Below are 25,027 nucleotides of genomic sequence, written 5' to 3'. Positions count from 1 at the left end.
GTCAAAGCTGTAGGGGGTTACCGGCCACAAAGTCCTTGTAACGGATAATGGCTTCCAGTTCACCCTTGTCATTGATCTTGAATTTGTAGATGCGGTCACCTTTACGTCCAATGAAACGGCAGGATGTGGACTTGGTGGTCAGACAGATTTGACCGTCTTGCTGAACACTCCATGTTCCCTTGCGCGGGGACCAGAAACGCTCCTGGAAGAGCTGTCCATCCTTGCGGTAGTAGCTCCAGGTGCTGACCTTGGTGTTCAGGTTATAGGAGCGAACAGTATGTTCATTGAACAATGCTCTAACCTCTGTCGTCAGCATTTCCGGTTCAGGTTGGTTGAGGGTTGAGATTCCTGCGCAGCCACTTAAAACCGTGGCTGCGAGAAAGGGGATGGCAATATGTTTCATAGGGCAGGCCCCCGGTCCTGTTGGATGAAGTTGTGGATCTGATCCAGCATATCGGTGTGTGTAACAGAGTCGCTGAAGCTGTGGCCGACAGACCTCAGTTCGGCGAACCGCCAGGCATTGGTCTTACCGAGTGAACAGCAGAAATGGAACCAGTTGTGAGCCCGTTCCAGCCGTGTCCGTCCTTGTTGAAGGTCAATTTTCCTGCCGCTGCGCAGGCTTGAATCTACGAGGGTGTCATCTGATCCCACCATGACGAGGGTGGGTATCGACAGCAATTGTTGTTTGTTTGCGGGCCTGGGCAGCGTGTGAGGCCAGTTAGACAACCCTCTTGGATAACGTTCTTCAGGGTCGGGAAAGGTATACCAGCCCGCTGCGGCCAGAATCATGGATCGAATACGATGCGGGTAACACAGGGCATAGCGATGGCTGAACTGGGCCCCCCCCGAATAACCAAAGAGGTCGAGCTTCATCCGTGTGATGTCTGGCTGAAGCTGAAGCAGGAGTCTGTTCAAGGCAAGGTCAGCTCTGTCCAGACCGGGGTGTTGATCAAGGCGCTGATAACCAGGGAATTTCCCTTCCGTAAATTCAGGGACCAGCAATTTAATACCTTGTGCCTCGGCGATGGGGATGAAAGCCTCCAACTGTTCTTGGGCATTGCGTGAGATGCCATGCACGCATATCAGCAGGCGTTCCATGTCTCGGAGTGTATCGGGCGTATGCAACCAGGCACCCAGTTCTCCGTTTTCAATATACTCGGGCATCGATGGGATCTCGCGTGACAATAGTTTCGTGAAGGTCAGTACTGGAAAGATCCCAGACAGTGTCAACCCAGTCCGCTGGCGTCTCCGTGGTCTCGGAAGCGAGTATCAGCGTGCCGGTGAAATAGCGCTCGACATTGCGCATGAGTTCATACTCTGACAGTGATCGGCGAAGAATGGGATGATCGATCAGGATCAGAGAGGGTTTTCTCAGCAGTGCGCGACATACCTGAATAGCGAAGCATTCCTGGTCTGAAAAAGGATGTGCGTAGGGCCTGATTCTGGTCTCCAGACCTTCTTCAAGCCTTTCGATGGTCGATGTGAGTCCGCACACGTCAACAGCGCGTTCCAATTCCTCATCGCCGCCGCGGCGCATGCCGTAAGTCAGATTATGCTTGACGGTGCCGCTCCAGAGCATGGGATAGCTATCAATGATGACAACTCGGCGTTTCTGCTCCGTGGCAGAAAGTGTCTCAATCGGTACGCCGTTGATTCGGAATTCCATGTTGGCAACATCGCCGCCTTGGAGGCCAGCCTTGAGGGCAGGCAATAGGCTGTCTGCTGGGTCATGCAGCAAAACCCTGGTATGTGCGCTGGCGGTCAGCACCAGCGGGTGGGGGGGCGGCAAGGCTATTTCGATACTGACCGGCTCGCCAACGGAGGCTTCCAGCTTTTTACCCTGGTCCGTGTGGGCTTTTCGGGCCATGAACCGTTCCAGCTTGTGGCAGGCCAGTCTGTACAAGGTCCAGTACTCATAGACTCTGCCAAGGCGTCGCAATTGAGGCAGCAGGTACAGTCCGAATACCGTGATCATGACAAACTGGTCCATCGTGATGGAGCCGTTTTCGATCCGATAGTACCCCGCCAATGCCAGCGTACCGACCAGAAGCAGACTGGTCAGCTCGGTCAGGGCGCGCAGCAAGCCAACCCATAGAGCACGATGTTTCTGCTGTTTCAGCAGGCGATGACTGAGACGCTCGAAGCGTCTGGACTCTCGTCCTGCCTGATTCATTGAAAGGATCAGTGACACTCCCGATATTTTCTCGGTTGTATAGCTGATCAGGCGTGCACGCTGCTGTCTGACATTGCCGCTGGAGCGATAAAGTGCTCTGCCACATATCCAGTAAACAGGAACGGCCAAAGCCAGCAACGTCATCATAAGGACTACGAGGGTCGGGTCCAGCATCAGCAAAGAGATGGTTGCCACGCCGAGCCAGACGCTCAAAGTCATAATGGGCACCAGTCCCTGAATAATCCAGGTTCTGATAGCTCCCAGATCCCCCGTGAGGCGCATCAGCAAGCCTCCCCGGTTTATGCGTTGTGCTGCCTTGGGAGGAAGGCGAAGGAAATGGCGAAAGACCTGATTGCGCAGGCTATGAATATGCGTCAATGCCAACTGCTCTGAACCGGCTCTTTCCACGAAACGTGTTGCGGTCAGGACAGCGGCCAGTAAAAGCAGCAACAGCCACTGTTCAGAGAGGTTGCTTACCTTTTCAAGCACATGATCACGTAGCTGAGTCATGAAAAAAGAAGGCTCAGGGATTGTGCCAGGCCATTCAGACCCAGAAGGCTTAAGCTTTTCCAATGCTGCTGGCTTTTCAGGCCGATCAAAGGGCTTTCTCCTGCAGTCCGAGAGAACCCAGGTAATGATTTAATGTTGCGAATGACAGCATTTGATCCGAGGTCAGGACGGGTAACCCTGTCGCACCAGCCACCTCATCCATCAGCAAGGGTGAGCGGGTCAGAGTACCGCTGATGCCACGAATGGAAATTCCCAGCCTGGAGAGCGCCTGTGCCAGCAGGATGGCACCCGGCGTACAGTCTGCTGCGATGAAACAACTGTCGATAAGCTTGCGGAAACAGGCGCTTTCGATCACGGCCGAGGTTTCCTGTTGGAAAAAGCCATCCGCTAGCTCGATGATCAGGTAGTCGTGATGTTCATGATGAGCGAGCGCCTTGAATCTCTGTGCCATGGTGACCAGTTCAGTGACAGGGTGCTGCCAGGTGCTGGCCAGACCGGCATCGGTGAAATCGACCGCCGATGCGGCTCCTGCATCCAGAAAACGCCATAGATCAGGCCCCGATCCTGTTCCTGTCAGTTTGCAGGCCATAACACGCGGACCTCCACGACTGAGTGAATGGATCAGGTTGGCTGCCAGGGTGGTTTTTCCGCTGTTCATCCCGGTGCCCGTGACCAGCAACGTCTTGGGGCCGGCCGATGACGAGATCGGAACCAGTGGCGGTAATGAAGCGAATTGCTTCAGGTTGAGGGGAGTGCCGCTGCTGTCTGACAGGGCGCCGATAATCGTTATTTCGGTCGCGGGTTTTACCTGGGCATGCCGCTGAATTTCCCGGCCCGCTATCCCGCCGGCGGCAATCAGGTGTGCCTCATGGCTATCAGGCAGTTCAGCTGCAAACTGATCGGTTGCATAGCGCCTGCCCGCGCAAAGGATCAGCTCATCGCCGGGATAAAGGTGCGCCCTGCGCCCGTTTACCAGCTCGATGCGGGTATGCTGACGCCTGCGAGATACTTTCGCCAGAACCAGGTCACCTTCGGACAGTGGTAACCCTGAAATCAGTTGTGCACAACGAGAGAGATCAGCATGTCGGGTGACAAAACTGCGTTTGGCCTGTTGCAAGCGATTCTGTATATCTGACATGGGACCTTACTTCAGTGATTAGGTTGGATGACCTTGCGGTGCCGCCTTGCAATGGTTCTGCTGCTGGCTTTCTCAGGTGGAAGCAGGTACTCAAGCCGACGGGAGCTTGCACCACTGCGTGTTTCGCGATCGAGTTGCACCGTCATCCCCAGAGCTGGAGACCAACTGATGACGCGCGTCTCTCTGAGTACAGGAAATGACATTTTTTTATGAGCCGTGAAACGTTGGCAGTGGAAACGTTCCACGGCATAACGTTGTTTCCTTAGCTTAAGCTTCGCGCCCGGCAGTACTTCGCAAACCCATTCTCGGGTTTTGCTGGAGCCATCTTCGTACTGACGTCTGAGTTTAAAGCGTCCAATGGTTCCCGCTGGAGCCTGATGCAGTCCTTTGGGATTCCCGGATATGACTGAAACCTGGTAGTTTCGTGAGGGGTAAAGTAAGTTCTTGTATTCAAGCGCAGGGAGTACTGGCGTGAGTGAAACGCCGCTTCCGTACATCCTCCCAGACCGGGTAACCATTGTCGTATGCGACCAGCTTTTCAACGTCACCATCCGAGTAAATCGCCACTGTCCCCAGTGCTGTTTCGGCATGGACGCTGGTGTTGAGGCAAGCCAGACAAAGCAGCCCCGTGCCCAGCATTTTGAATGTTTGCATGGTGATCCCTCTTATCTGGTCTGGCGAGTTGGCAATAGTTGCATCAGTATGACTCCCGTCAGTCTGGCACCTTGAACCTTAAATATGGCTGAAAATGACGTCGGGGTCATGAAAGGAAGGCTTTTCTGGGTCCGTTGACCGAAGAGAAAGCATGAACTTGTGTGCTGATGTGGGTCAAAACCATTGATACGGATCGAATGGTTATTGATCATTCCAGGGAGAATGCATGCCCAAAGAGCCTTTTTCAACTCAGGACACAGCTTCGGCCGGACGGACAGTCGCCAGAGGTATGCACTATCTCGCCTGGATAGTGTTGCTGGCCATGCTGACGGTCTATTTCAACGATTTCGTTGGTGAGCAGCGTAATCCCAACCAGCATCTGAACTATGTCGAGGCCGGCAGTGGTGAGGTGGTACTGGCACGTAACAGGGCCGGTCATTATGTGGCTCCGGGATGGATCAATGGCCAGCCGGTCACCTTTCTGCTGGATACCGGCGCAACCCGGGTCAGTGTGCCGGAAACCCTGGCAGCACGTCTGGGGCTCAGGCGTGGCGCAGAACATAAAACGATGACCGCCAACGGGGTTATCAGTGTCTACGCCACCGAACTGGATCGCGTACAGTTGGGCGGTATCGAGTTGCGCGCAGTGCCAGCGAGCATCAACCCCTTTATGCCGGATGAGACCGTGCTGCTGGGGATGAGCTTCATGCAACACCTTGAGCTGGTGCAGCGGGACGGAGAGCTGACCCTGAGCATTCCGCGCTAGCTTGGGGATAGCCGCTCAAGCAGCAATTAAATCCGATTCTGCCCCTGTTTGAGGGGCGGAACTCTGTCATCGTGTCCGCGGATTTTCCATAATAGGTACAAAGCTTCCGGAGTGCCTCGGAATGGTCTGGGCGCGCAGGGGCATTCATCGTCACAGAACCCGGTCATCTGGACCGTTAAAGGTAAGGCAAGTATGAGCACACCCGAGGTTACCCGTGCACTTTTCGACGAAGTCATGGTTCCCAACTACAACCCCCAGCAGATGGTGCCGGTACGTGGTGAAGGCTGTCACCTCTGGGATCAGGAAGGTCGTGAATATATCGATCTGACCGCCGGCATCGCGGTCACCGCTCTGGGACATTCGCATCCGGCACTGGTCAAGGCGCTGAAAGAACAGGCCGACAAGGTCTGGCATCTGAGCAACGTGTTCACCAACGAGCCGGCTTTGCGTCTGGCGAAAAAACTGACCGAGGCAACATTTGCCGAGCGTGTGTTCTTCTGCAACTCAGGCGCCGAGGCCAACGAGGCGGCGTTCAAGCTGGCGCGCAAATACGCTCACGACCATTACGGCGAAGAGAAATCCGAGATCATCTCTTTCGTCCAGTCCTTCCACGGCCGTACCCTGTTTACCGTAACCGTGGGTGGTCAGCCAAAGTACTGTCAGGGCTTTGAGCCCGTGCCGGGCGGTATCGCTCATGCACCGTTCAATGATCTGGCGGCTGTCGAAGCGCTGGTCTCCGAGCGCACCTGTGCCATCGTGGTAGAACCGGTACAGGGCGAGGGCGGGGTTATTCCGGCTGATCCTGCGTTTCTGCGTGGACTGCGCGAACTCTGCGATCGTCACAATGCGCTGCTGATCTTTGACGAGGTCCAGACCGGCGTGGGGCGTACCGGCCAGCTGTATGCCTACATGGATACCGATGTCACCCCGGATATTCTGACCAGTGCCAAGGGCCTGGGGGGCGGTTTCCCGATCGGTGCTATGCTGACTACAGACAAGATCGCCCAGAGCTTTTCAGTAGGGACTCATGGCACCACCTACGGCGGCAATCCGCTGGCCTGTGCCGTATCGGAAGCCGTGCTGGACGAGGTCAGCCGCCCCGAACTGCTGTCCGGCGTGGCACAGAAGCATGACCGCCTGGTCGCCGCGTTGCAGGCGATCAACGCGCGTCACGGCATCTTTACCGAAGTGCGTGGCAAGGGCCTGTTGATCGGTGCCGAGCTGGTGGAGGCATGGAAAGGACAGGCGGGTCGTTTTCTGGCGGCTGCCCGTGAGCAAGGCGTGTTGATCCTGATGGCCGGGCCGGACGTGCTGCGCTTCGCGCCGCCACTGATCATTCCGGAGGCGGATATTGACGCGGCGATGGCGGGCCTCGAAAAGGCGATCGAGCAGTTGCTGCAAGAGGGGCCGGAGAGCTGATCCGACCCCGGGAGGGGTCATGGATGCAAACCTGTTTTTCCCTTGGCTGGATTGGCTCAATGAGCGCTATTCAGCCATGCTGGAAGCCACCATCAGGCTGGCCGAGATCAATTCGGGCAGCCTGAATGCAACCGGTGTCGATGCCGTTGGTGCGGCACTGGTCGAGCTTTGTCAGCCGTTGGACGGGGAGGTTCAGCGCCTGAACCTTCCCCCCTATATTCTGATTACCCCTGAAGGTGAGCAGGCCCGTTATCCTCTGGGCCATGCCATTCGTATCCGCAAGCGTCCTGAAGCGCCTTTCCAGATCTACCTCGGCGGTCACCTTGATACCGTCTATGCCCCTGATCATCCTTTCCAGCAGGTGCGCTGGATGGATGGAAATCGTCTTAACGGCCCCGGAGTCACCGATCTCAAGGGCGGGTTGCTGGTCATGATCAACGCCTTGCTGGCGTTTGAGCGCACTCCCTGGGCAGATCAGCTGGGCTGGGAAATACTGCTTAACCCCGATGAAGAAATCGGTTCACCTGCTTCGGCTGCACTGATAGCCGAAGCGGCTGAACGGGTGCAGTTGGGGCTGATTTATGAGCCTTGCATGCCGGATGGCAGTCTGGCCGGTGCACGCAAGGGCAGCGGCAATTTCAGCGTGGTGGTTCAGGGACGGGCGGCCCATGCCGGGCGCGAGCATCACCTGGGTCGCAATGCCATTCGTGCTCTGTGTGATTACATCTCGGCGCTGGATCAGCTCAACGGTCAGCGTGAGGGGGTGACCATCAACCCCGGTTTCATCCACGGCGGGGGGGCCGTTAATACTGTACCGGATCGTTGTATGGCCCGTTTCAATATCCGCATCGAACAGCCCGAGGATGAGGTCTGGTGCATGCAGCAGCTGCAGCGACTGGGTGAGACGATCAATCGGCGTGACGGCATTCACTTGCAGCTGCATGGTCGGTTTGGCCGCAAGCCCAAAGTGTTAAGCGCGGCGAATCGGGTGCTCTTTGAACTGGCGCGCAGCTGTGGTGAAGGCTTGGGGCTGTCACTGGAGTGGCATCCCACCGGCGGCTGTTGTGACGGTAACAATCTGGCCGCAGCGGGCGTCCCCAACATCGATACCCTCGGTGTTCAGGGCGGTGCCATCCACTCCAGTGACGAGTATCTCTGCGTCGATAGCCTGGTGCCGAGGGCCCGGCTCAGTGCCTTGTTACTGATGCGCCTGGCTGCTGAGCCCGAGACACGCCAGAGGATTCTCTATGCAGGAGACGGTCATGACTGATGCGCTGATGATTAACAATCACTGGTTTGCCGGCAATGGCAATGAGCTGGTGTCCCTGAATCCGGGTACTGAGGAAGTGGTCTGGCAGGGACGCTGTGCCGACAGGGCTCAGGTGGATCAGGCGGTTCAAGCGGCGCGGGCAGTTGCCGGAAATTGGGCCATGAAGTCAATGGATGCACGTCTGGCCTGTGTTCGGGCCTATGCACATCAGCTGGAACTGGAACAGGACTCGATGGCGCGGCTGATTGCCCGCGAGACCGGCAAGCCGCTTTGGGAATCTCGCACCGAAGTTGCTGCCATGCTGGCCAAGGTCGAAATCTCGATCCGAGCTCAGTCGGAACGGACGGGTGAACGCGGACGGGATATTGCCGGTGGTCAGGCCTGGCTCAGGCACAAACCCCATGGCGTGTTGGCAGTGTTCGGTCCCTATAATTTTCCCGGTCATCTGCCCAACGGGCATATCGTTCCGGCACTGCTTGCCGGCAATGCTCTGGTTTTCAAGCCCAGTGAGCTGACCCCGGCGGTCGCCGACGCAATGGTGCGTCTGTGGCAATCAGCTGGTCTGCCCGACGGTGTACTGAATCTGGTTCAGGGTGACCGGTATACCGGAGAGGCGCTGGCTCAGCATGCGGATCTCGACGGGTTGCTGTTTACCGGCAGTGCCAGTGTCGGTCATCTGCTGCATCGCCAGTTTGCCGGTCAACCTGAGAAGATCCTGGCGCTGGAGATGGGGGGCAATAACCCCCTGATTGTCGATCAGGTCGACGATCCGACAGCAGCCATTCATGAAGTGATCCAGTCTGCCTATCTCAGTGCCGGGCAACGCTGCACCTGTGCCCGTCGGCTGCTGTTGCCGGCCGGTGATTGGGGCGACCGCTTTCTGCATCGACTGACCGAGGTGGTGAACCAGATTCAGGTCGGACTGGCGTTCGACGAGCCTCAGCCGTTCATGGGCAGTCTGATCTCGGCCGGGGCGGCAGAAGGTATCCTCAACGCACAGCAGCACTTGATTGATTTGGGAGGCGTGCCTTTGCTGAAGGCTCAGCGACAGCCTGCCAGTCAGGCGCTGTTGTCTCCGGGACTGATGGATGTCAGTGCCCTCGCCAGCCTGCCTGACGAGGAGTATTTCGGCCCTCTGCTGCAGGTAATGCGGTATCAGGATATGGATGATGCGATCGAGCAGGCGAATGCGACCCGGTATGGATTGTCGGCAGGGTTGCTCAGTGATGACCGCAGTCGATTTGAATATTTCTATGCCCGCATCCGGGCCGGAATCGTCAACTGGAACAAGGCGCTGACCGGCGCATCCAGCGAAGCGCCCTTCGGCGGCGTCGGTGCCAGCGGCAACCACCGCCCGAGTGCCTGGTACGCGGCCGACTATTGCGCCTACCCTGTGTCGGGGCTGGAACTGGATGCGTTGCAGTTGCCTGAGCAGTTGGCGCCCGGATTAAGTTTGGATTAGGCAGGAGGGGATATGGCGACTGAAGTCAATTTCGACGGTCTCGTTGGGCCAACCCATTTCTACGGTGGACTGGCGGTCGGCAATCTGGCCTCGGGCCGTCATGCGGCGCGACCGTCCAACCCCAAAGCGGCTGCGCTCCAGGGACTCAAGAAAATGAAGCGCCTGTTGGACCTGGGGCTTGAACAGGCGGTCCTGCCTCCGTTGGCTCGCCCCGATCTGGCAATGCTGCGGCGGCTGGGCTTCAGCGGCAGCGATTCGGCCGTTATCGAGGCCGCCGCTCATGCGCCGGCACTGCTGCAGGCCTGTTATTCGGCGTCCAGCATGTGGGTTGCCAATGCGGCTACGGTCTCGCCGAGCACCGATACGCCCGATGGCCGCGTTCACTTTACTCCGGCCAACCTGATCAGTCAGTTTCATCGGTCGCTCGAATGTGAGCAAACGGCGCAGTTGCTGCAGCGCATCTTTCATCATCCGGGACATTTCTGTCATCACCCTCCGTTGCCTGCCGCCGCGCCCTTCGGTGATGAGGGCGCGGCGAATCACAACCGTTTATGTCGAGAGTATGGTGAACCGGGCATTGCGATGTTCGTGCACGGTGACTCGGCGCTAAGAGGCGGTCGCCAACCTCTGCGCTTTCCTGCCCGGCAAGGTATCGAGGCTTCAAGAGCCGTTGCGCGTCAGCACGGGCTGAACCCGCACAGAGTGCTGTTGGTGCAGCAAAACCCGGATGCCATTGATCAGGGCGTCTTTCACAACGATGTGATCGCCGTGGCTGACAGACGCATGTTGTTCTGTCATGAGCAGGCGTTCGTGGATCAGTCACGGATCCTGGATACCCTGTACAGGCTGATGGGCGATGAGCTGCTGATTTTGCAGGCCCCTGCTGAGTGGATCAGTCTTGAAGATGCGGTGAATACGTATCTGTTCAACAGCCAGTTGTTGCGTTTGCCCTGCGGCGGCAGATTATTGCTGGTGCCTGAGGAATGCCGCCGGCATGACAGAGTGTGGGCCTGGCTGAATGAGCAGGAAATGTTTGATGATATTGAGGTGATGGATCTCAGACAGAGCATGGATAATGGGGGAGGGCCAGCCTGTCTGCGTTTGCGAGTTGTACTAAGTGATACCGAACTGCATGCGATGCATCAGGGGGTACGCTTGACCGGGCACTTGTATTCGCAGCTGGTGGACTGGGTGGAGCGGCACTACCGTGACAGGCTTCTGCCGGAGGATCTTTCCGATCCACAATTGATGCGGGAAGTACATAGCGCACTCGAGGAGTTGAGCCGTCTATTGGCGCTGGAAGGGTTTTATCCCTTCCAGCAGTCGTAAACAGCTCATATCCCCGGGGAATCAGTCCATCCGCCAGGATGTTCAGGGGATGAGGAAAATCACCAGCTGACGCGGGCCGTGTGCGCCCATCTGCAATTTTTGTTCAATATCGGCACTGCGGGACGGTCCGGTAATCATGTTGACCGTGCGCGGCAGCCGACCCGGTGAAATTTCGCGCAGGCGGTCCCAGGCGTCTTCATAGGGGCCCACGATGTCCTGACGGCTCAGTACCACCAGATGAGTGTCCGGCAGAAAGTTCAAGGTTGTCGGGCTGTCCGGGCGCGAGTAGAGCATCAGGGTGCCTGTTTCGGCAATGCCTGCAAGGGCCAGCGTCAGGCTGGCCTGATCACCGACCTGCCCCACGCGCTGATGACACTCGATCCGCTCGTGCACGGCGGCCCAACCCAGTTGAGTCAGTGTGGCGTCGCTGGCCATTACCAGTTCGTGCTGGTTTTTCTGTTCGAGTGTATCGGCGACAGCCACCGGCAGCTGTTCCAGACTCTCCAGTTCAATCACTTCAGCGGCGGCTTCCTGTGCCATGCGAATGAACAGTTCAACCTGAGCCTCGTGGTCATGCTGGCTGCGCGACGGGATCAGGTTGCGTGGATGCTGCTGCAGGCGCTGGCGCACGGCTTCTCGCTGGGCGTCAGAGGCTTCGGCGCGGCGAAGGCCACGGCGGATATTGGCAAAGATTTCTGCACGGCTGCTCATGGTACTTTTTTCCCCGCTCATGGCTGTTTCTCCTCTTTCTGACGTTCATTCCACTGCTGCATGAAGGTCTTGCCGGTCGGCGTTGGCATGTCTCGATGGTCGGTCCAGCCGGAGGCGAGGGGCAGTTTGCGGATCTTGCCTTTGCTGCCGCCCAGCAAACGCATGAACCTGGATGCGCTGGCCGAGAACAGCCGGTAGAGTCCCGGTCGGGTGGCGAAAAAGGCCCAGCTTCCCAGGCCCCAGCGGACCGCTTTCGGGCTCAGGTGTTTTTCGAACTCTCGTTCACGCCAGTGGCGCATCAGCTTGGGCAGCGGGATGCGAACCGGGCAGACTTCTTCACATTTGCCACAGAACGTGGAAGCATTGGGCAGCAGGCCGGCTTTTTCGATGCCGATCATTTGCGGTGTCAGTACCGAGCCCATGGGGCCTGGATACACCCAGCCGTACGTGTGGCCGCCAACGGCGCCGTATACTGGGCAGTGGTTCATGCACGCCGAGCAGCGAATGCAGCGCAGCATGTCCTGCAGCTGGGAGCCGACCATGTCGCTACGTCCGTTGTCCACCAGAACCACGTGGAAGTTTTCAGGGCCGTCCTGATCATCCGGGCGGCGGTTGCCAGAGGACAGTGTGTTGTACACGGAGAACTCCTGACCGGTGGCAGAACGGGCCAAAAGACGCAGGAACAGGCTCATGTCTTCGAGGGTTGGCACGACCTTTTCGATCGATGACACCACGATATGGGTTTTTGGCAGCGTCTGGGTCAGGTCCCCGTTACCTTCGTTGGTCACGATAATGGTTGAGCCGGTCTCCGCCACTAGGAAATTGGCGCCGGTAATCCCTACGTCTGCGGCCACGAACTGCTTGCGCAGCATCTCGCGGGCCTCGGCCATTAGTTCTGCCGGATCACTGGACTTGGGTCGCTGGTGATGTTCGTGGAACGCCTCGGACACGTCTTCCAGATTCAAGTGGATCGCTGGCGCGATGATATGGCTGGGGTGGTCGCCACGCAGCTGCAGAATGTATTCGCCCAGATCGGTTTCGACAGGCCGAATACCATTTTCTTCCAGGTACTCGTTGAGGTTGATCTCCTCGGTCACCATCGACTTGCCCTTGGTGACAGTCTTGGCGTTCTGCTCGCGGCAGATCTGCAGGATCGTTTTGCGGGCGTCATCAGCCGTGCGGCACCAGTGGACCTGGCCACCGTTTTCAACGACGCGGGCTTCGAATGCTTCCAGATACAGGTCCAGATGTTCGAGGATGTGGTTCTTCAGGTCACGCGCCTGATCGCGCAACTGCTCAAACTCAGGCATGCGGGCGACAGCCGCGGCACGCTTGCCGGGGAAGCCGGCCTTAAGGTTGCCGAGCGCCTTTTGCAGGTTGGCGTCCTGCAGGGCAATGCGGGCACTTTGTTTGAATTCCGGGCTTTTGATCTGCATAGTCGTGCTCCGCTTAAAGTTCCTGACCGAGGTCGTAGCTGGCCTCGCCGATAGCCGGGGAGCGTGCCATGTCTGCCAGCAGCTCCACTACGTGGCGGACCTCCATCTCTCGCCCTTCACGCTTAAGCTTGCCGGCCATGTTGAGCAGACAGCCAAGGTCACCGCCCACCAGGGTTTCCGCGCCGCTGTTTGCGGCAAACTCGGTTTTGTTGCTGACCATGCGGTTGGAAATGTCCGGGTACTTGACGCAGAAAGTACCGCCGAAGCCGCAGCAGGTTTCCGCTTCCTGCATCTCGTTCAGCTCGATGCCGTCAATCTCGGCGAGCAGCTGGCGGGGCTGCTGCTTGATCCCCAGCTCGCGCAGACCCGAACAGGAGTCGTGATAGGTGATTTTGCCCTTGAAAGAGCTCTGGATACCGTTGAACGCGAGTATGTCTACCAGAAAGGAAGTGATCTCGAAGGCCCGCGCCTTGAGGTCTTTGGCACGGGTCTTCCAGGGGTCGTCATCGGCGAACAGTTCAGGGTAATGGTGCAACATGCCGATGCAGGAACCGGAAGGGCCAACCACGTACTGATAGCCCTCAAATGCTGCGATGGTCTGGCGGGCGATCTTGCGGCTGCTGTGATTATCACCGGAATTGAAGGCCGGCTGGCCACAGCAGGTCTGGGCGCTGGGCACTTCCACTTCACAGCCCGCCTGTTCCAGCAGTTTGACGGTGGCGAAGGCCACTTCGGGCCGGAACATATCGGCCAGGCAGGTCACGAACAGGCCGACCTTGATCGGCGGGGTATGAGTATCGGACATGGGGACAGCAACCTCTGTTTATTATCATGCTTCCATTCAAGATAGGTGATGAGTCAGAGTGCGTGAATGCTATACTGTCAACTGGTCTTACCAAGAGGCTGATGACCGTATGAGGGTAGCCCGTGAGTCTGCAGGAAAAGCTTGAATGCCGGTTGTTGGAAGGTGACTGGGTGCCGGGGCAGTCTGTACCTTCAGAGCGAGCGCTGATGCAGGAGTATGGTGCTTCTCGAGGCGCAGTGCGTGAGGCGCTGGCCGGTCTCAGGGCTACCGGTGTGATCGAGACGCATCAGGGAGGGCGTAGCCGTTGCAGCAACCTGTTGGAACCCCATCTCGAGCTGCCTCTGGTGGGGCGAGGAGAGGATATCGAGTTCCAGCTTCAGGTGCTGGAGGCACGCGCCATTCTCGAGGGCGAAGCGGCCTGGTTTGCGGCCCAGAGGGCCAGTGACGAGGAGCTGGAACGCCTGAGTCATGAATATCAGCGGATGTGCGAACGTAACCGGGGTGAAAACACGCTGGAGAAGGCCAAGGCGGATCTTCAGTTTCACATGCTGATTGCTCAGTCCAGTCATCATCTGCTCGTATGTTCATTCAGCCAGTTGTTCTACAGCCGATATTTCAATGCGATCTACAGTGTTCTTTCGCGTACGCTCAGCCGCTTTGGTCGCTATCCGGACGGTATCGCACAGCAGCATGGTGCCATTCATCGCGCCATACAGGCGCGTGATGCTCAGGCGGCTCGTGAGCGCGCCCGGGCGCACATTCTCTACACGTACGATCTGCTGAAACAGTGCCGCTGAATTCGGCGGAAGAGATCGCGCTTTCATAATGCGGGCGTTATAATCGCCTGCCGAGTCGGGCCGACTCCTGGTATCTGTCGCAGCCCCAGGACTCACGAATCAATCTAAGAGACGCTGACCTGTCGTAGGGGCCACGTCTGATAACCAAGGATTACTTCATGCCAGTCATTACACTTCCGGATGCGAGCACTCGCACCTTCAACCATCCCGTTACCGTTCACGATGTGGCAGCTGATATCGGTACCGGTCTTGCCAAGGCCGCGCTGGCCGGCAAGGTCAATGGTGAGCTGGTGGATACCAGCTACCTGATCGAAGAGGATGTGGATCTGGCGATCATCACGGCGCGTGATGATGAAGGTCTGGAAGTGATTCGTCACTCCTGCGCCCACCTGATGGCCATGGCCGTTCAGGAGCTGTTCCCGGGCGCTCAGGTGACCATCGGTCCGGTTATCAATGACGGTTTCTATTACGACTTCGCCTACGAGCGTGCGTTTACGCCTGAAGATCTGGAAAAGATTGAAGCGCGCATGAACCAGCTGGCCAAAGACAACCTGCCGGTGTCCCGCTCAGTCATGGAACGCCCTGATGCAATCAAACTGTTCCAGGACATGGGTGAGAAGTACAAGGTCGAGATCATCGATTCCATCCCGGGCGAAGAACCGCTGTCCTTCTACAAACAGGGCGATTTTATCGACCTTTGCCGTGGCCCGCATGTGCCGTCTACCGGCCACATCAAGGCGTTCAAGCTGATGAGCGTGGCGGGTGCCTACTGGCGTGGCGACTCCAAGAACGAGATGCTGCAGCGAATCTACGGTACTGCCTGGGGTGACAAGAAAGCGCTCAAGGCGCACCTGCACCGTCTGGAAGAGGCCGAGAAGCGCGATCACCGCAAACTGGGCAAACAGCTGAACCTGTTCCACATGCAGGAAGAAGCGCCGGGTATGGTGTTCTGGCACCCCAACGGCTGGACCCTCTACCAGCAGATCGAACAGTACATGCGGACCAAACAGCGTCAGCATGGCTATCAGGAGATCAAGACACCGCAGGTGGTGGAACGTACCCTGTGGGAGAAGTCCGGTCACTGGGGCAAGTTCCAGGAGCAGATGTTCACCACACACTCCGAGAGCCGCGACTTTGCCATCAAGCCGATGAACTGTCCTTGCCACGTTCAGGTGTTCAATCAGGGGCTGCGCTCATATCGTGATCTGCCGCTGCGTCTGGCCGAATTCGGTTCCTGCCACCGCAATGAGCCGTCCGGCTCCCTGCACGGCATCATGCGCGTGCGTGGCTTTGTTCAGGATGATGCGCACATTTTCTGTGCCGAAAATTCCATCCAGTCTGAGGTGGCGGCATTTATCGACTTCCTGCACGAAGTCTATGCGGACTTCGGCTTTACCGACATCATCTACAAGCTCTCCACCCGTCCTGAAGAGCGTGTCGGCTCTGACGAAAGCTGGGACAAGGCCGAAAAGGCGTTGGCTGATGCGCTGGATACCGCCGGTCTGGAGTGGGAAGAGCTGCCGGGTGAAGGCGCTTTCTACGGTCCCAAGATCGAATTCTCGCTGCGTGACTGCCTGGATCGTGTATGGCAGTGCGGTACCATCCAGGTGGACTTCTCCATGCCTGGACGTCTGGGTGCTCAGTTCGTTAACGAACATGGTGACCGTGAAACACCAGTGATGCTGCACCGTGCGATTCTGGGTTCCTTCGAGCGCTTCATCGGTATTCTGATTGAACACTACGCAGGAGCGCTGCCGCTCTGGCTGTCGCCACTGCAGGCTGTGGTGATGAATATTACCGACAATCAGGCGCAATATTGCCGAGAACTGGCAGAAAAACTTGAAAAAGCGGGCTTGCGTGCCACTGCGGACTTGAGAAACGAGAAGATCGGCTTTAAAATCCGCGAGCGTACTCTGCAAAAAGTTCCCTACCTGTTGGTGGTGGGTGATAAAGAGGTCGAGTCCGGAACCGTTGCAGTGCGTACGCGCTCCGGTGAGGACTTGGGTACGTTGTCGGCTGACGCGCTTGTGGATCAGTTGGTTCAGGAAGTGACGCGCAAGGGCCGCCAGGCATAATAAAATCGTCAGGAGATAAAGCTATCAGGCGTGATAACAGACGCGGTGGCCGTGCGCCACTGCCGCCGATTAATGAGAATATCCGTGCCACTGAATGTCGTTTGATCGGTGCGGATGGCAACCAGATCGGTGTTGTTTCGATTTCAGAGGCTCTTGAGCACGCTCAGGAAGCCGAACTTGACCTGGTTCAGATCTCGGATTCTGATCCCATTGTCTGCAAAATCATGGACTATGGTAAGCATCAGTACGAGCAGAAGAAGAAAGCAAATGAGGCTAAGAAGAAACAGTCTCAGATGCAGGTCAAGGAAGTGAAATTCCGTCCGGGTACGGAAGAAGGGGATTATCAGGTAAAACTGCGCAACCTGGTACGTTTCCTTGAATCCGGGGACAAAGGCAAGGTTACCTTGCGTTTCCGTGGTCGTGAGATGGCTCACCAGGAACTGGGCATGCAGCTGATGGAGCGGATCGAAAAGGATCTGGCTGAAATCAGTACTGTTGAACAGCGTCCGAAAATGGAAGGTCGTCAAATGGTCATGGTGCTGGCCCCGAAAAAGAAATAGTCATCCGACTGCTCGACCCGACGCCGCTCTTCACTGAGACTGGCGCCGGGTCTTGTTGTTTCTCCGGTTTGACTGACTAACAAACGAATGCGTGGAGAAAGTTAATGCCTAAGATCAAAACTGTCCGCGGTGCGGCAAAGCGTTTCAAGAAGACTGCTAACGGCGTGAAGCACAAGCAGGCCTACAAAAGCCACATTCTGACCAAGAAAAGCACCAAGCGTAAGCGTCAGCTGCGCCCGATGCTGCAGGTTCATGCTGCTGACCAGGCTCTGGTCAAGCGTATGCTGCCGTATCTGTAAGTTCTCTCTCGGTCATTATTAAGTTTTTATAGGAAGGAATTGCCATGCCTCGCGTAAAACGTGGTGTACAGGCTCGCGCCCGTCACAAGAAGATTCTGAAACAGGCCAAAGGTTACTACGGTGCTCGTAGCCGTGTATTCCGAGTTGCCAAACAGGCTGTCATCAAAGCTGGTCAGTATGCGTACCGTGACCGCCGTCAGCGTAAGCGTCAGTTCCGCGCTCTGTGGATTGCACGTATCAACGCTGCTGCGCGTATCAACGGTCTGTCCTACAGCCGCTTCATCGCTGGCCTGAAAAAAGCCAACATCGAAATCGACCGTAAAGTCCTGGCTGACCTGGCTGTATTCGAGCAGGCTGCCTTTGCTGCGGTTGTCGAGAAGGCCAAAGCTGCACTGGCGTAACCCCACCGATTGGTAGGGATGGACGGCATCGATAATGAAGTACGCAAGTACGGGCGTTGCCGTCCACATATGATCGAATCAAACAGGGGAAGGGTGCGAGCTCTTCCCCTGTTTTTGTTTGGAGCCGGAAATGGAAAATCTTGAGACCCTGTTGGCACAAGGCAAACAGGCGGTTGCTGAAAGCGATACACTGGCTGCGCTGGACGAGATCCGAGTGCAGTATCTGGGCAAAAAGGGCGAGCTGACCTCGCTGTTGAAAGGTCTGGGTAAGTTGTCTGCCGAGGAACGTCCCGCAGCAGGTGCCCGTATCAACGAAGCCAAGGAAGCGCTGCAGGCGGACATCACCGCTCGCCGTGAAACCCTGGAGAGTGCGGCGCTGGAAGCCAAGCTGGCGGCGGAAACCGTCGACGTAACCCTGCCGGGGCGTGGCCAGTCCGTAGGTGGCCTGCATCCCGTTACGCGTACCCTTGAACGTATCGAAGCCTTTTTCGGCAGCATCGGCTACAGCGTTGCCGAAGGTCCCGAGATTGAAGACGACTATCATAACTTCGAAGCGCTGAACATTCCGGCTCATCATCCGGCGCGGGCGATGCATGATACCTTCTACTTTGATGCCCACCGCCTGCTGCGTACCCACACCTCGCCGGTGCAGGTGCGTACCATGGAGTCTCAGCAGCCGCCGATCCGCATTATCTGCCCGGGTCGCGTTTACCGTTGCGATTACGACCAGACCCACTCACCGATGTTCCACCAGGTAGAAGGCCTGCTGGTCGATCGCAATATTACCTTCGCTGATCTCAAGGGCACGCTGGAGCAGTTCCTGCGTGAGTTCTTCGAGGAAGATGTGAAGGTCCGTTTCCGTCCGTCCTATTTCCCGTTCACCGAGCCGTCCATCGAGGTCGATATCGATCGTGGTGATGGCAAATGGCTGGAAGTGCTGGGCTGCGGCATGGTGCACCCGAAAGTCTTCGAATATTCCGGCATCGATCCCGAAGAGTACACCGGTTTCGCGTTTGGTATGGGCGTTGAGCGTCTGGCGATGCTCCGCTACGGCGTGGACGATTTGCGTCTGTTCTTTGAAAACGATCTGCGCTTCCTTGGCCAGTTCAAATAAGACGACAACGCACACAAACAGATTTTTCAGGAAAGCAGCATGAAATTCAGTGAACAGTGGTTGCGCGAGCTGGTCCAGCCGCAGATCGGAACTCAGGAACTGGCGGATCAGCTGAGCCTGTCCGGCCTTGAAGTGGATGGTGTTGAAGGCGTTGCCGGTGACTTCAGCGGGGTCGTTGTGGGCGAGATTCTGAGCGCCGAGCAGCACCCGAACGCCGATAAACTGCAGGTGTGCCAGGTCAGCGACGGCGAGCAAACCGTGCAGGTCGTCTGCGGAGCTCCCAACGCGCGTGCGGGTCTGAAGACCGCTTTTGCCCGTGTGGGTGCGGTTTTGCCGGGTGATTTCAAGATCAAGAAAGCCAAACTGCGCCAGGTCGAATCCTTCGGCATGCTCTGCGCAGAAGACGAGCTGGGTCTGTCCGAAGATCACGGCGGTATCATGGAATTGGCGGCCGATGCGCCGGTCGGTCAGGATATTCGTGAATTCCTCAATCTGAACGACAAGATCATCGATGTTGATCTGACGCCGAACCGTGGTGACTGTCTGAGCATTGCCGGCATGGCGCGCGAAGTAGGCGTACTGAACAAGGCCGCAGTGACCGAAGTCGCTGCTCCGGCTGTTGCACCGGTGATCGATGATCGCTTCGAAGTAGAGCTGGTTGATGGTCACGCCTGTCCGCGTTACCTGGGTCGTGTGATCCGCAACATCAACCCGGGCGTGGAAACACCGCAGTGGATGCAGGAAAAGCTGCGTCGCTCCGGTGTGCGCAGCATCGATCCGGTGGTCGACGTAACCAACTATGTGTTGCTGGAGCTGGGTCAGCCGATGCACGCTTTTGACCTGAACAAGCTCGATGGCGGTATCAAGGTGCGTCTGGCGGAAGAGGGCGAAAAGCTGGTTCTGCTGGATGGTCAGGAAGTTGAGCTGAGCATCGATACCCTGGTGATTGCGGATGCCAAGGGCCCGGTCGCGATGGCCGGTATCATGGGCGGTGAGCCCACCTCTGTCACCGATGAAACCCGTAACATCTTCCTTGAAAGTGCCTTCTTCGCCCCACTCGCAATTGCCGGTCGTGCGCGCAGCTATGGCCTGCACACTGACTCATCGCACCGCTTCGAGCGTGGTGTGGACTGGCAGCTGCAGCGCAAGGCAATTGAACGTGCTACCGCTCTGCTGCTGGACATCGTCGGTGGCGAGCCAGGTCCGGTCATCGAAGCCGTCAATGAAGCTGAACTGCCAGCAGTTGAGAAGGTCCACTTGCGCCACGCCAAGGTGACTTCAGTACTGGCACTGGAGATTCCGACTGCCGAGATCGAAGAGATCCTGACCCGTTTGGGTATGCAGCTGGAAAAGGTTGAAGACGGCTGGCAGGTGACGGTGCCGAGCTACCGTTTCGACATCAGTATTGAAGTGGACCTGATCGAAGAGATTGCTCGTGTCTACGGCTATAACAACCTGCCGGTGCACACGCCCACCGCCAAGCTGCCGATTCCGCCGATTGCTGAAGCGCGCCTGACGCTGCAGTCGCTGCGCCGTCACCTGATCGCCCGTGGCTATCAGGAAGCGATCACCTACAGCTTTATTGAAGCCGAGCTGCAGAAGTCCTTTGATGATCAGCACGATGCCATCGCGCTGGCCAATCCGATCTCCGCCGAGATGGCGGTGATGCGGACTACGTTGTGGCCGGGTCTGGCAAAAGCGCTACAGTACAACCAGCATCGCCAGCAGACGCGAGTGCGTCTGTTCGAAACCGGTCAGCGCTTTCTGCCCAAGGCGGATGAGCTGATTCAGGAGAATGTCATTGCCGGTATTCTGGCGGGCAATCGTGATGCAGAAGGCTGGACGGCCGGTAAGGAGAAACTGGATTTCTTCGACGCCAAGGGTGATCTGGAATCCCTGCTGGCACTGGGCGGTTGCGGTGGTCAGTTCAGTTTTGTGGCGGATCGCCATGTGGCGCTGCATCCGGGGCAAACGGCACGTATCGAACGTAACGGCGAAACCCTGGGATACATCGGTGCACTACATCCGTCACTGGTGAAGAAGCTGGACCTGAACGGCCCGGTTTATCTGTTTGAGGTGACGCTGGATGCCGTTACCGGTGGCAAGCTGCCGCGCTTCAGCTCATTGTCCAAGTTCCCTGAATCCCGTCGTGACCTTGCGGTGGTGGCTGATCAGGCAACGGCCTTTGAAGATATTCGTCAGGTGGTGGCAGCCGAGGCGGGAGAGTTCCTCAAACAGGTCACTCTATTTGACGTTTATCAGGGCCAAGGCATTGAACCGGGACGAAAAAGTCTGGCGCTGGGCTTGACCTGGCAGCACCCTTCGCGCACTCTTAATGAAGAAGAGATCAATAGTGCCGTGAGTGCCGTTGTATCAGCACTCCGCGAGCGTTGTGGTGCAACGTTACGAGAGTAATGACAGGACAGGGTGACCGACATGAGCTCGTTGACCAAAGCCGATATGGCCGAACGCCTCTATGATGAGCTGGGCTTGAACAAGCGCGAAGCCAAAGAGATGGTGGATTCTTTCTTTGAGGAAATTCGTGCAAGTCTGGCCCACAACGAGCAAGTGAAACTCTCCGGTTTCGGCAACTTCGACCTGCGCGACAAGCGTGAGCGCCCGGGTCGAAATCCCAAAACCGGGGAGGAGGTCCCTATCTCCGCCCGCCGCGTCGTGACCTTCCGTCCGGGGCAGAAACTCAAGGAGCGAGTGGAGATCCATGCCGGAAACCAGCCAGACAGCGTCTGAACTGGGCCCCATCCCCTCCAAGCGCTATTTCACGATCGGTGAAGCCGCTGAACTCTGTCAGCTCAAGCCTCATGTGCTCCGGTACTGGGAGCAGGAGTTCCCACAGATACAGCCGGTCAAGCGCAACAACCGCCGCTACTACCAACACAAGGACCTGCTGCTGCTGAGGCAGATTCGCAGCCTGTTGCATGAGCAGGGTTATACCATCGCGGGTGCGCGTCAGTGGCTGTCAGGCAACATGGCCGGCGACGATGCCGCGCGGTATCGACAGCTGATACGCCAGACCATCAGCGAGCTGGAAGAGATCAGGGCACTGCTGAAATCATTCTAGGCTGTTTCTTTGCCATGCCGGTCGACAGGACGAGTGGCTCAGAGCCTTCAGTGGAAAAAGCATTTCAAAAAGCTTCCATTTATCAAAACCTTGGGGTAATATTTCCACCCTCTTCGGAACTGATCATTCAGTTCCCGCCTAGTCGGGGCGTAGCGCAGTCTGGTAGCGCACTTGCATGGGGTGCAAGGGGTCGCAGGTTCAAATCCTGCCGTCCCGACCATTTAAATCAAGCAGTTATCTGTAAAAGATCCTCTCTGTAAAATCACAATGTACACAGCCGTGTACACACATGTATTTAGTCCATTGATTTAGCACTTGAATAGCATTCATATTTAATTCGATTATAATATTAGAAATACCTAATTCTTTATCTATCCATGCCTCTGACAGCTCTGCAAGAACGCTTCATCGATACCTACACCTCTGACCCTCGCAGCGCGACGGCGGCTTATGTTCGTGCGGGTGGTTCTGATGGGCCTGGTGCCAAAGTCACAGCTTGCCGTTATCTACAGCATCCGGCGATTGAGGAAGGCATTCGGCGCCAGCAGGAGCGCTTTCGGCAGGAGCAATGGGCTGTACGGGATGAGCTATTCGTCGAGCTTAAGGGAATTATCCATAGCCCTGATTGCTCGGCTAGCGAGAAGCTGCGTGCAACAGAGCTGTTGTGCAAGCTGTTTGGCCTACTGTAGATAGCTAAGGTGGTGCTGGTTCACACTGGACTCTAGGGCCCAGAATCATCTGGCACTCATCCCCCTTGACTGATTACCCGTGTTGTAAACTATGTTCTGTGACGCGACGCGCCGCCGGAAGACGCTAAAACAGACTACCCCCAAGACGCCTTGATTCGGTCAGGGGCTAATGAAGTGTTTTGGCAGCGTTAGGCGCTGATCGTCAGGTTCAAGCGTCCTTCGGCAGCTGCGCCGAAAATGTAGACCAGGTCTCGCTGGTCAATCCAGCCTTTCCCCCGTCTGTTGCCACCAGTGCGCGCGTCATTGCACCAGTAGCATGTTGAACTTCCGACCCGGCGTCGACTTGAATCGTGCCAGCGGTAGATGCCGCTGCCTCTGCATTTGGGGCAGGCGTCACCAGGCTTTAGATTCATTGCCTGTTCCATGGTTAGCGTTGGTAGGGCGTTGTATTCATGTCTCTGTGTTATGGGGGGGACTGTGCTTTTCAGCGAACGCGCTGGGCCTGAATACCAGTGGTCACCTTTAATGTAGCGATAGAGCGGTTTTCCATTTCGCTGGCCAATAAGCTGCCAGCCCTGAATGACCTTAGCCATGGGGTTTACCTCGAGTGGTGGTAGGTTGTGTGGAGTGACGTTTCGGGGAGGAGCTTATAAATCGCCGCTTTCTGCTAGCGAGTGGCTGCTACCGCAGCCGATGATGATGTGATCGAGTAGCCTGACATCGACCAAAGCCAGGGCATCTTTCAGCCGTTGGGTGATCTGAATATCGGCTCGACTCGGGCTTGAATCTCCGGACGGGTGGTTGTGAGCCACGATCAGTGCAGCGGCGTTGTGGACCAGCGCCCGTTTGACGACCTCTCGAGGGTAAACTGATGCGGCGTTAATGGTTCCGTAGAACAGGACTTCATCAGTGATGACCCTGTGACGGTTGTCTAGGAACAGCACCATGAACACTTCTTGCTCCATGCCTTCAAGCCGTGCGCCGAGGTATTCACGAACAGCATTTGGAGATGTGAGGGCGCTATGTTCTTTGTCCCTGAACTGCTCAATGACCAGTTGGCGTCCAGCCTGGATGATCTGATCAGCTGTCAGTGTGTTTTTGGTCCTGAATGTACCGTCATGTTCACGAATAAAGCCGGACAATGGGTTTGACTCGGCCTTGACCATCGCAGCGTTACCCTCCTTGAACGCGGTGCGCAGAGTGGTTACAGTTACGGTGTTCATGGTGTTTACCTCGTTGCTATTGATAGTGGTTTCGATTGCTGTGGACTCGGCGGCCTGTTGGCGCAGGTCGCCATTCATCTCGTGCTTTCTCATGCTGCTTTCTCCTTCTTGATTACACGCACGTCGTGCGCAGCCCAGTTCAGCAGGTTGCATACACGGTTGACGACTTCTCCCATGCTGCAGCCACGCGCTTGCATGGTCTGCTTCGTAGCTACGTTGGTGACGATGTAAGCGCTCATTGATGATCTCCAGGGTCGTTGGTGGGGGGGGGGCCATAGAAGGTTCCAAACCCCGTTTTTGAGATTTGATCCTCGAAACCCGACTCGAGGTGGGCACCCCCGATTTCTCGGGAACCTACATACCTACCGGCCACATGCCCCTCGACATTTGCCCCACCCTTTCCTACACTGCTCCAGTGTTTAAGACTGCATGGATAGCTACGCATGAACTCCCCACTCAAGATATATCTCTGGTGTCTCCCCCTACTCCTGGTCATTAATCAAGCGTTCTACGGCTTCTGTTTCAAAGCCCATTGCATCGGCGCAGCGCTCCCTAGTGTTGTCATAATGTCCGGCGTCCTTACCGCCGTTATATATTTCAGTGATACCCGCAACAGCGGCTCTGATTACATAGGTTCTAGCGAAGATGATGAAGGAAAGCCGCGATGAAATATCTCGTTACATTTCTCACGTTCGTTGGGGTATTTATCGTCGCTGCCTTTGTTCGCGGTGTTACCGGTGATGTGACCAGCTCTGCTATTGTCAATATCTTCGTAAGTGCTATAACCCTGTTTCTACTCTTCCTCGTCCCGTACAAGGTTTTTAAGTCTTTCAAAGACTGACTATTCCCATCCCCATCGACAAAGGACCGTCGCCATGCAGCATGTGATTCTTATCGGTTTCGGTGTGTTCGCCATGACCCTGTTCCGCGTTCTTCTGAGCGGAGCGGACATCCTCCCTACCCTTGCCTGGGTGACACCCCTGGTCGCTTTCGTCTATTTCGTTCTCGACCCTATGGGCCAGTTTGGTGACGACTGATTTTCGCTGTTTGCACATCGAAAATATTTTGCATTTTTGTGTGTGCTGAAAAAGGAATATGTGCATATGGGGCCACCGCT

General features: G+C 56.7%; 26 protein-coding genes and 1 tRNA gene. 17 read left to right on the top strand and 10 right to left on the bottom strand.

Annotated features, from left to right (window positions below; genetic code table 11):
* Window position 1 precedes the first annotated feature (1 nt).
* The 5 genes from LN244_RS12875 to LN244_RS12855 all read right to left on the bottom strand — a co-directional run bounded on the left by LN244_RS12875 (window position 2) and on the right by LN244_RS12855 (window position 4,475).
* The gene (locus tag LN244_RS12875; RefSeq protein ID WP_239040184.1) at window positions 2–403 is read right to left on the bottom strand and encodes a hypothetical protein; all 402 of its coding nucleotides are present in this window, start codon (window positions 401–403) and stop codon (window positions 2–4) included.
* Window positions 400–1,164: an alpha/beta hydrolase gene (locus LN244_RS12870; RefSeq protein WP_239040183.1), complete on the bottom strand. Its 765-nt coding sequence runs from the start codon at window positions 1,162–1,164 to the stop codon at window positions 400–402. The genes LN244_RS12875 and LN244_RS12870 overlap by 4 nt, the downstream gene beginning before the upstream one ends.
* Window positions 1,148–2,683: an ABC transporter transmembrane domain-containing protein gene (locus LN244_RS12865; RefSeq protein WP_239040182.1), complete on the bottom strand. Its 1,536-nt coding sequence runs from the start codon at window positions 2,681–2,683 to the stop codon at window positions 1,148–1,150. The genes LN244_RS12870 and LN244_RS12865 overlap by 17 nt, the downstream gene beginning before the upstream one ends.
* 85 nt (window positions 2,684–2,768) lie before the next feature.
* Entirely contained in the window at window positions 2,769–3,821 is a 1,053-nt protein-coding gene (locus LN244_RS12860) for a hypothetical protein (RefSeq protein WP_239040181.1), read from the bottom strand.
* Between the two features lie 450 nt (window positions 3,822–4,271).
* Complete coding sequence (locus LN244_RS12855; protein WP_239040180.1) at window positions 4,272–4,475, bottom strand: hypothetical protein; 204 nt, start codon at window positions 4,473–4,475, stop codon at window positions 4,272–4,274.
* A 226-nt stretch (window positions 4,476–4,701) separates the two neighbouring features.
* Here LN244_RS12855 and LN244_RS12850 point away from each other — a divergent pair, with 226 nt between their 5' ends.
* The 5 genes from LN244_RS12850 (at window position 4,702) to astB (ending at window position 10,721) form a co-directional block, all read left to right on the top strand.
* Window positions 4,702–5,241 carry a retropepsin-like aspartic protease family protein gene (locus tag LN244_RS12850; protein WP_239040179.1) on the top strand — a complete coding sequence of 180 codons (540 nt, stop codon included), beginning with the start codon at window positions 4,702–4,704 and terminating at the stop codon, window positions 5,239–5,241.
* A 192-nt stretch (window positions 5,242–5,433) separates the two neighbouring features.
* The gene (locus LN244_RS12845) at window positions 5,434–6,660 is read left to right on the top strand and encodes an aspartate aminotransferase family protein (protein WP_239040178.1); all 1,227 of its coding nucleotides are present in this window, start codon (window positions 5,434–5,436) and stop codon (window positions 6,658–6,660) included.
* Window positions 6,661–6,679: 19 nt separating this feature from the next.
* Window positions 6,680–7,930, top strand: coding sequence for a hydrolase (locus tag LN244_RS12840; RefSeq protein ID WP_239040177.1), 1,251 nt, complete (start codon window positions 6,680–6,682; stop codon window positions 7,928–7,930).
* A complete protein-coding gene (gene astD / locus LN244_RS12835) occupies window positions 7,923–9,392 on the top strand; it encodes a succinylglutamate-semialdehyde dehydrogenase (protein WP_239040176.1) in 1,470 nt (489 codons plus the stop codon). Before LN244_RS12840 ends, astD begins: the two co-directional genes overlap by 8 nt.
* Window positions 9,393–9,404: 12 nt before the next feature.
* A complete protein-coding gene (gene astB / locus LN244_RS12830; RefSeq protein WP_239040175.1) occupies window positions 9,405–10,721 on the top strand; it encodes an N-succinylarginine dihydrolase in 1,317 nt (438 codons plus the stop codon).
* Between the two features lie 42 nt (window positions 10,722–10,763).
* Here astB and LN244_RS12825 read toward each other — a convergent pair whose 3' ends face one another.
* The 3 genes from LN244_RS12825 to LN244_RS12815 are packed head-to-tail and all read right to left on the bottom strand — an operon-like array spanning window position 10,764 to window position 13,673.
* Window positions 10,764–11,453, bottom strand: a complete 690-nt coding sequence (locus LN244_RS12825) for a LutC/YkgG family protein (RefSeq protein WP_239040174.1) — start codon at window positions 11,451–11,453, stop codon at window positions 10,764–10,766.
* The gene (locus LN244_RS12820) at window positions 11,450–12,868 is read right to left on the bottom strand and encodes a LutB/LldF family L-lactate oxidation iron-sulfur protein (protein WP_239040173.1); all 1,419 of its coding nucleotides are present in this window, start codon (window positions 12,866–12,868) and stop codon (window positions 11,450–11,452) included. The genes LN244_RS12825 and LN244_RS12820 overlap by 4 nt, the downstream gene beginning before the upstream one ends.
* Window positions 12,869–12,881: 13 nt before the next feature.
* Window positions 12,882–13,673 (bottom strand): (Fe-S)-binding protein, encoded by a 792-nt coding sequence (locus LN244_RS12815; protein ID WP_239040172.1) that lies wholly within the window; start codon window positions 13,671–13,673, stop codon window positions 12,882–12,884.
* A 122-nt stretch (window positions 13,674–13,795) separates the two neighbouring features.
* Between LN244_RS12815 and LN244_RS12810 the strand changes: the two genes are divergently transcribed.
* From LN244_RS12810 to LN244_RS12760, 11 genes are all read left to right on the top strand, one after another.
* Window positions 13,796–14,470: a FadR/GntR family transcriptional regulator gene (locus tag LN244_RS12810; RefSeq protein WP_239040171.1), complete on the top strand. Its 675-nt coding sequence runs from the start codon at window positions 13,796–13,798 to the stop codon at window positions 14,468–14,470.
* Window positions 14,471–14,628: 158 nt separating this feature from the next.
* A complete protein-coding gene (thrS, locus tag LN244_RS12805; protein WP_239040170.1) occupies window positions 14,629–16,545 on the top strand; it encodes a threonine--tRNA ligase in 1,917 nt (638 codons plus the stop codon).
* Window positions 16,542–17,105 carry a translation initiation factor IF-3 gene (gene infC / locus LN244_RS12800; protein WP_430438249.1) on the top strand — a complete coding sequence of 188 codons (564 nt, stop codon included), beginning with the start codon at window positions 16,542–16,544 and terminating at the stop codon, window positions 17,103–17,105. The genes thrS and infC overlap by 4 nt, the downstream gene beginning before the upstream one ends.
* A 104-nt stretch (window positions 17,106–17,209) precedes the next feature.
* Window positions 17,210–17,404 (top strand): 50S ribosomal protein L35, encoded by a 195-nt coding sequence (gene rpmI / locus LN244_RS12795; protein WP_239040169.1) that lies wholly within the window; start codon window positions 17,210–17,212, stop codon window positions 17,402–17,404.
* A gap of 44 nt (window positions 17,405–17,448) precedes the next feature.
* Window positions 17,449–17,805, top strand: coding sequence for a 50S ribosomal protein L20 (gene rplT / locus LN244_RS12790; protein ID WP_239040168.1), 357 nt, complete (start codon window positions 17,449–17,451; stop codon window positions 17,803–17,805).
* 130 nt (window positions 17,806–17,935) lie between these two features.
* Window positions 17,936–18,919, top strand: a complete 984-nt coding sequence (gene pheS / locus LN244_RS12785) for a phenylalanine--tRNA ligase subunit alpha (protein WP_239040167.1) — start codon at window positions 17,936–17,938, stop codon at window positions 18,917–18,919.
* A gap of 39 nt (window positions 18,920–18,958) precedes the next feature.
* Entirely contained in the window at window positions 18,959–21,334 is a 2,376-nt protein-coding gene (gene pheT, locus LN244_RS12780) for a phenylalanine--tRNA ligase subunit beta (protein ID WP_239040166.1), read from the top strand.
* A gap of 21 nt (window positions 21,335–21,355) precedes the next feature.
* A complete protein-coding gene (ihfA, locus tag LN244_RS12775; RefSeq protein ID WP_239040165.1) occupies window positions 21,356–21,667 on the top strand; it encodes an integration host factor subunit alpha in 312 nt (103 codons plus the stop codon).
* Window positions 21,639–21,998, top strand: coding sequence for a MerR family transcriptional regulator (locus tag LN244_RS12770; protein WP_239040164.1), 360 nt, complete (start codon window positions 21,639–21,641; stop codon window positions 21,996–21,998). The genes ihfA and LN244_RS12770 overlap by 29 nt, the downstream gene beginning before the upstream one ends.
* Window positions 21,999–22,141: 143 nt before the next feature.
* Window positions 22,142–22,218, top strand: a tRNA-Pro gene (locus LN244_RS12765).
* A 157-nt stretch (window positions 22,219–22,375) separates the two neighbouring features.
* Window positions 22,376–22,687 (top strand): terminase small subunit, encoded by a 312-nt coding sequence (locus LN244_RS12760; RefSeq protein WP_239040163.1) that lies wholly within the window; start codon window positions 22,376–22,378, stop codon window positions 22,685–22,687.
* Window positions 22,688–23,334: 647 nt separating this feature from the next.
* On the opposite strand, the gene radC is transcribed toward LN244_RS12760, so the two are convergent.
* Window positions 23,335–24,003 carry a RadC family protein gene (radC, locus tag LN244_RS12755; protein ID WP_239040162.1) on the bottom strand — a complete coding sequence of 223 codons (669 nt, stop codon included), beginning with the start codon at window positions 24,001–24,003 and terminating at the stop codon, window positions 23,335–23,337.
* Window positions 24,000–24,149 carry a hypothetical protein gene (locus tag LN244_RS12750; RefSeq protein ID WP_239040161.1) on the bottom strand — a complete coding sequence of 50 codons (150 nt, stop codon included), beginning with the start codon at window positions 24,147–24,149 and terminating at the stop codon, window positions 24,000–24,002. Before LN244_RS12750 ends, radC begins: the two co-directional genes overlap by 4 nt.
* Before the next feature lie 636 nt (window positions 24,150–24,785).
* Here LN244_RS12750 and LN244_RS12745 point away from each other — a divergent pair.
* Window positions 24,786–24,947: a hypothetical protein gene (locus LN244_RS12745; RefSeq protein WP_239040160.1), complete on the top strand. Its 162-nt coding sequence runs from the start codon at window positions 24,786–24,788 to the stop codon at window positions 24,945–24,947.
* Window positions 24,948–25,027: the final 80 nt, after the last annotated feature.

It is taken from the genome of Marinobacterium sediminicola (assembly GCF_022343685.1).
Classification (GTDB): domain Bacteria; phylum Pseudomonadota; class Gammaproteobacteria; order Pseudomonadales; family Balneatricaceae; genus Marinobacterium; species Marinobacterium sediminicola.
Note: the sequence above shows the minus strand (reverse complement) of the source record. Positions and strands in the feature narration are given on the sequence as shown.

Coding starts and splice junctions, on each gene's coding strand:
- thrS (WP_239040170.1), top strand. CDS start 14,629: ATGCCAGTCATTACACTTCCGGATGCGAGCACTCGCACCTTCAACCAT.
- LN244_RS12750 (WP_239040161.1), bottom strand. CDS start 24,149: ATGAGCGCTTACATCGTCACCAACGTAGCTACGAAGCAGACCATGCAA.
- LN244_RS12825 (WP_239040174.1), bottom strand. CDS start 11,453: ATGAGCGGGGAAAAAAGTACCATGAGCAGCCGTGCAGAAATCTTTGCC.
- LN244_RS12875 (WP_239040184.1), bottom strand. CDS start 403: ATGAAACATATTGCCATCCCCTTTCTCGCAGCCACGGTTTTAAGTGGC.
- LN244_RS12845 (WP_239040178.1), top strand. CDS start 5,434: ATGAGCACACCCGAGGTTACCCGTGCACTTTTCGACGAAGTCATGGTT.
- pheT (WP_239040166.1), top strand. CDS start 18,959: ATGAAATTCAGTGAACAGTGGTTGCGCGAGCTGGTCCAGCCGCAGATC.
- LN244_RS12815 (WP_239040172.1), bottom strand. CDS start 13,673: ATGTCCGATACTCATACCCCGCCGATCAAGGTCGGCCTGTTCGTGACC.
- LN244_RS12855 (WP_239040180.1), bottom strand. CDS start 4,475: ATGCAAACATTCAAAATGCTGGGCACGGGGCTGCTTTGTCTGGCTTGC.
- pheS (WP_239040167.1), top strand. CDS start 17,936: ATGGAAAATCTTGAGACCCTGTTGGCACAAGGCAAACAGGCGGTTGCT.
- LN244_RS12820 (WP_239040173.1), bottom strand. CDS start 12,868: ATGCAGATCAAAAGCCCGGAATTCAAACAAAGTGCCCGCATTGCCCTG.
- ihfA (WP_239040165.1), top strand. CDS start 21,356: ATGAGCTCGTTGACCAAAGCCGATATGGCCGAACGCCTCTATGATGAG.
- astB (WP_239040175.1), top strand. CDS start 9,405: ATGGCGACTGAAGTCAATTTCGACGGTCTCGTTGGGCCAACCCATTTC.
- LN244_RS12760 (WP_239040163.1), top strand. CDS start 22,376: ATGCCTCTGACAGCTCTGCAAGAACGCTTCATCGATACCTACACCTCT.
- LN244_RS12850 (WP_239040179.1), top strand. CDS start 4,702: ATGCCCAAAGAGCCTTTTTCAACTCAGGACACAGCTTCGGCCGGACGG.
- LN244_RS12865 (WP_239040182.1), bottom strand. CDS start 2,683: ATGACTCAGCTACGTGATCATGTGCTTGAAAAGGTAAGCAACCTCTCT.
- LN244_RS12860 (WP_239040181.1), bottom strand. CDS start 3,821: ATGTCAGATATACAGAATCGCTTGCAACAGGCCAAACGCAGTTTTGTC.
- radC (WP_239040162.1), bottom strand. CDS start 24,003: ATGAGAAAGCACGAGATGAATGGCGACCTGCGCCAACAGGCCGCCGAG.
- LN244_RS12745 (WP_239040160.1), top strand. CDS start 24,786: ATGCAGCATGTGATTCTTATCGGTTTCGGTGTGTTCGCCATGACCCTG.
- LN244_RS12840 (WP_239040177.1), top strand. CDS start 6,680: ATGGATGCAAACCTGTTTTTCCCTTGGCTGGATTGGCTCAATGAGCGC.
- astD (WP_239040176.1), top strand. CDS start 7,923: ATGACTGATGCGCTGATGATTAACAATCACTGGTTTGCCGGCAATGGC.
- LN244_RS12870 (WP_239040183.1), bottom strand. CDS start 1,164: ATGCCCGAGTATATTGAAAACGGAGAACTGGGTGCCTGGTTGCATACG.
- rpmI (WP_239040169.1), top strand. CDS start 17,210: ATGCCTAAGATCAAAACTGTCCGCGGTGCGGCAAAGCGTTTCAAGAAG.
- rplT (WP_239040168.1), top strand. CDS start 17,449: ATGCCTCGCGTAAAACGTGGTGTACAGGCTCGCGCCCGTCACAAGAAG.
- LN244_RS12770 (WP_239040164.1), top strand. CDS start 21,639: ATGCCGGAAACCAGCCAGACAGCGTCTGAACTGGGCCCCATCCCCTCC.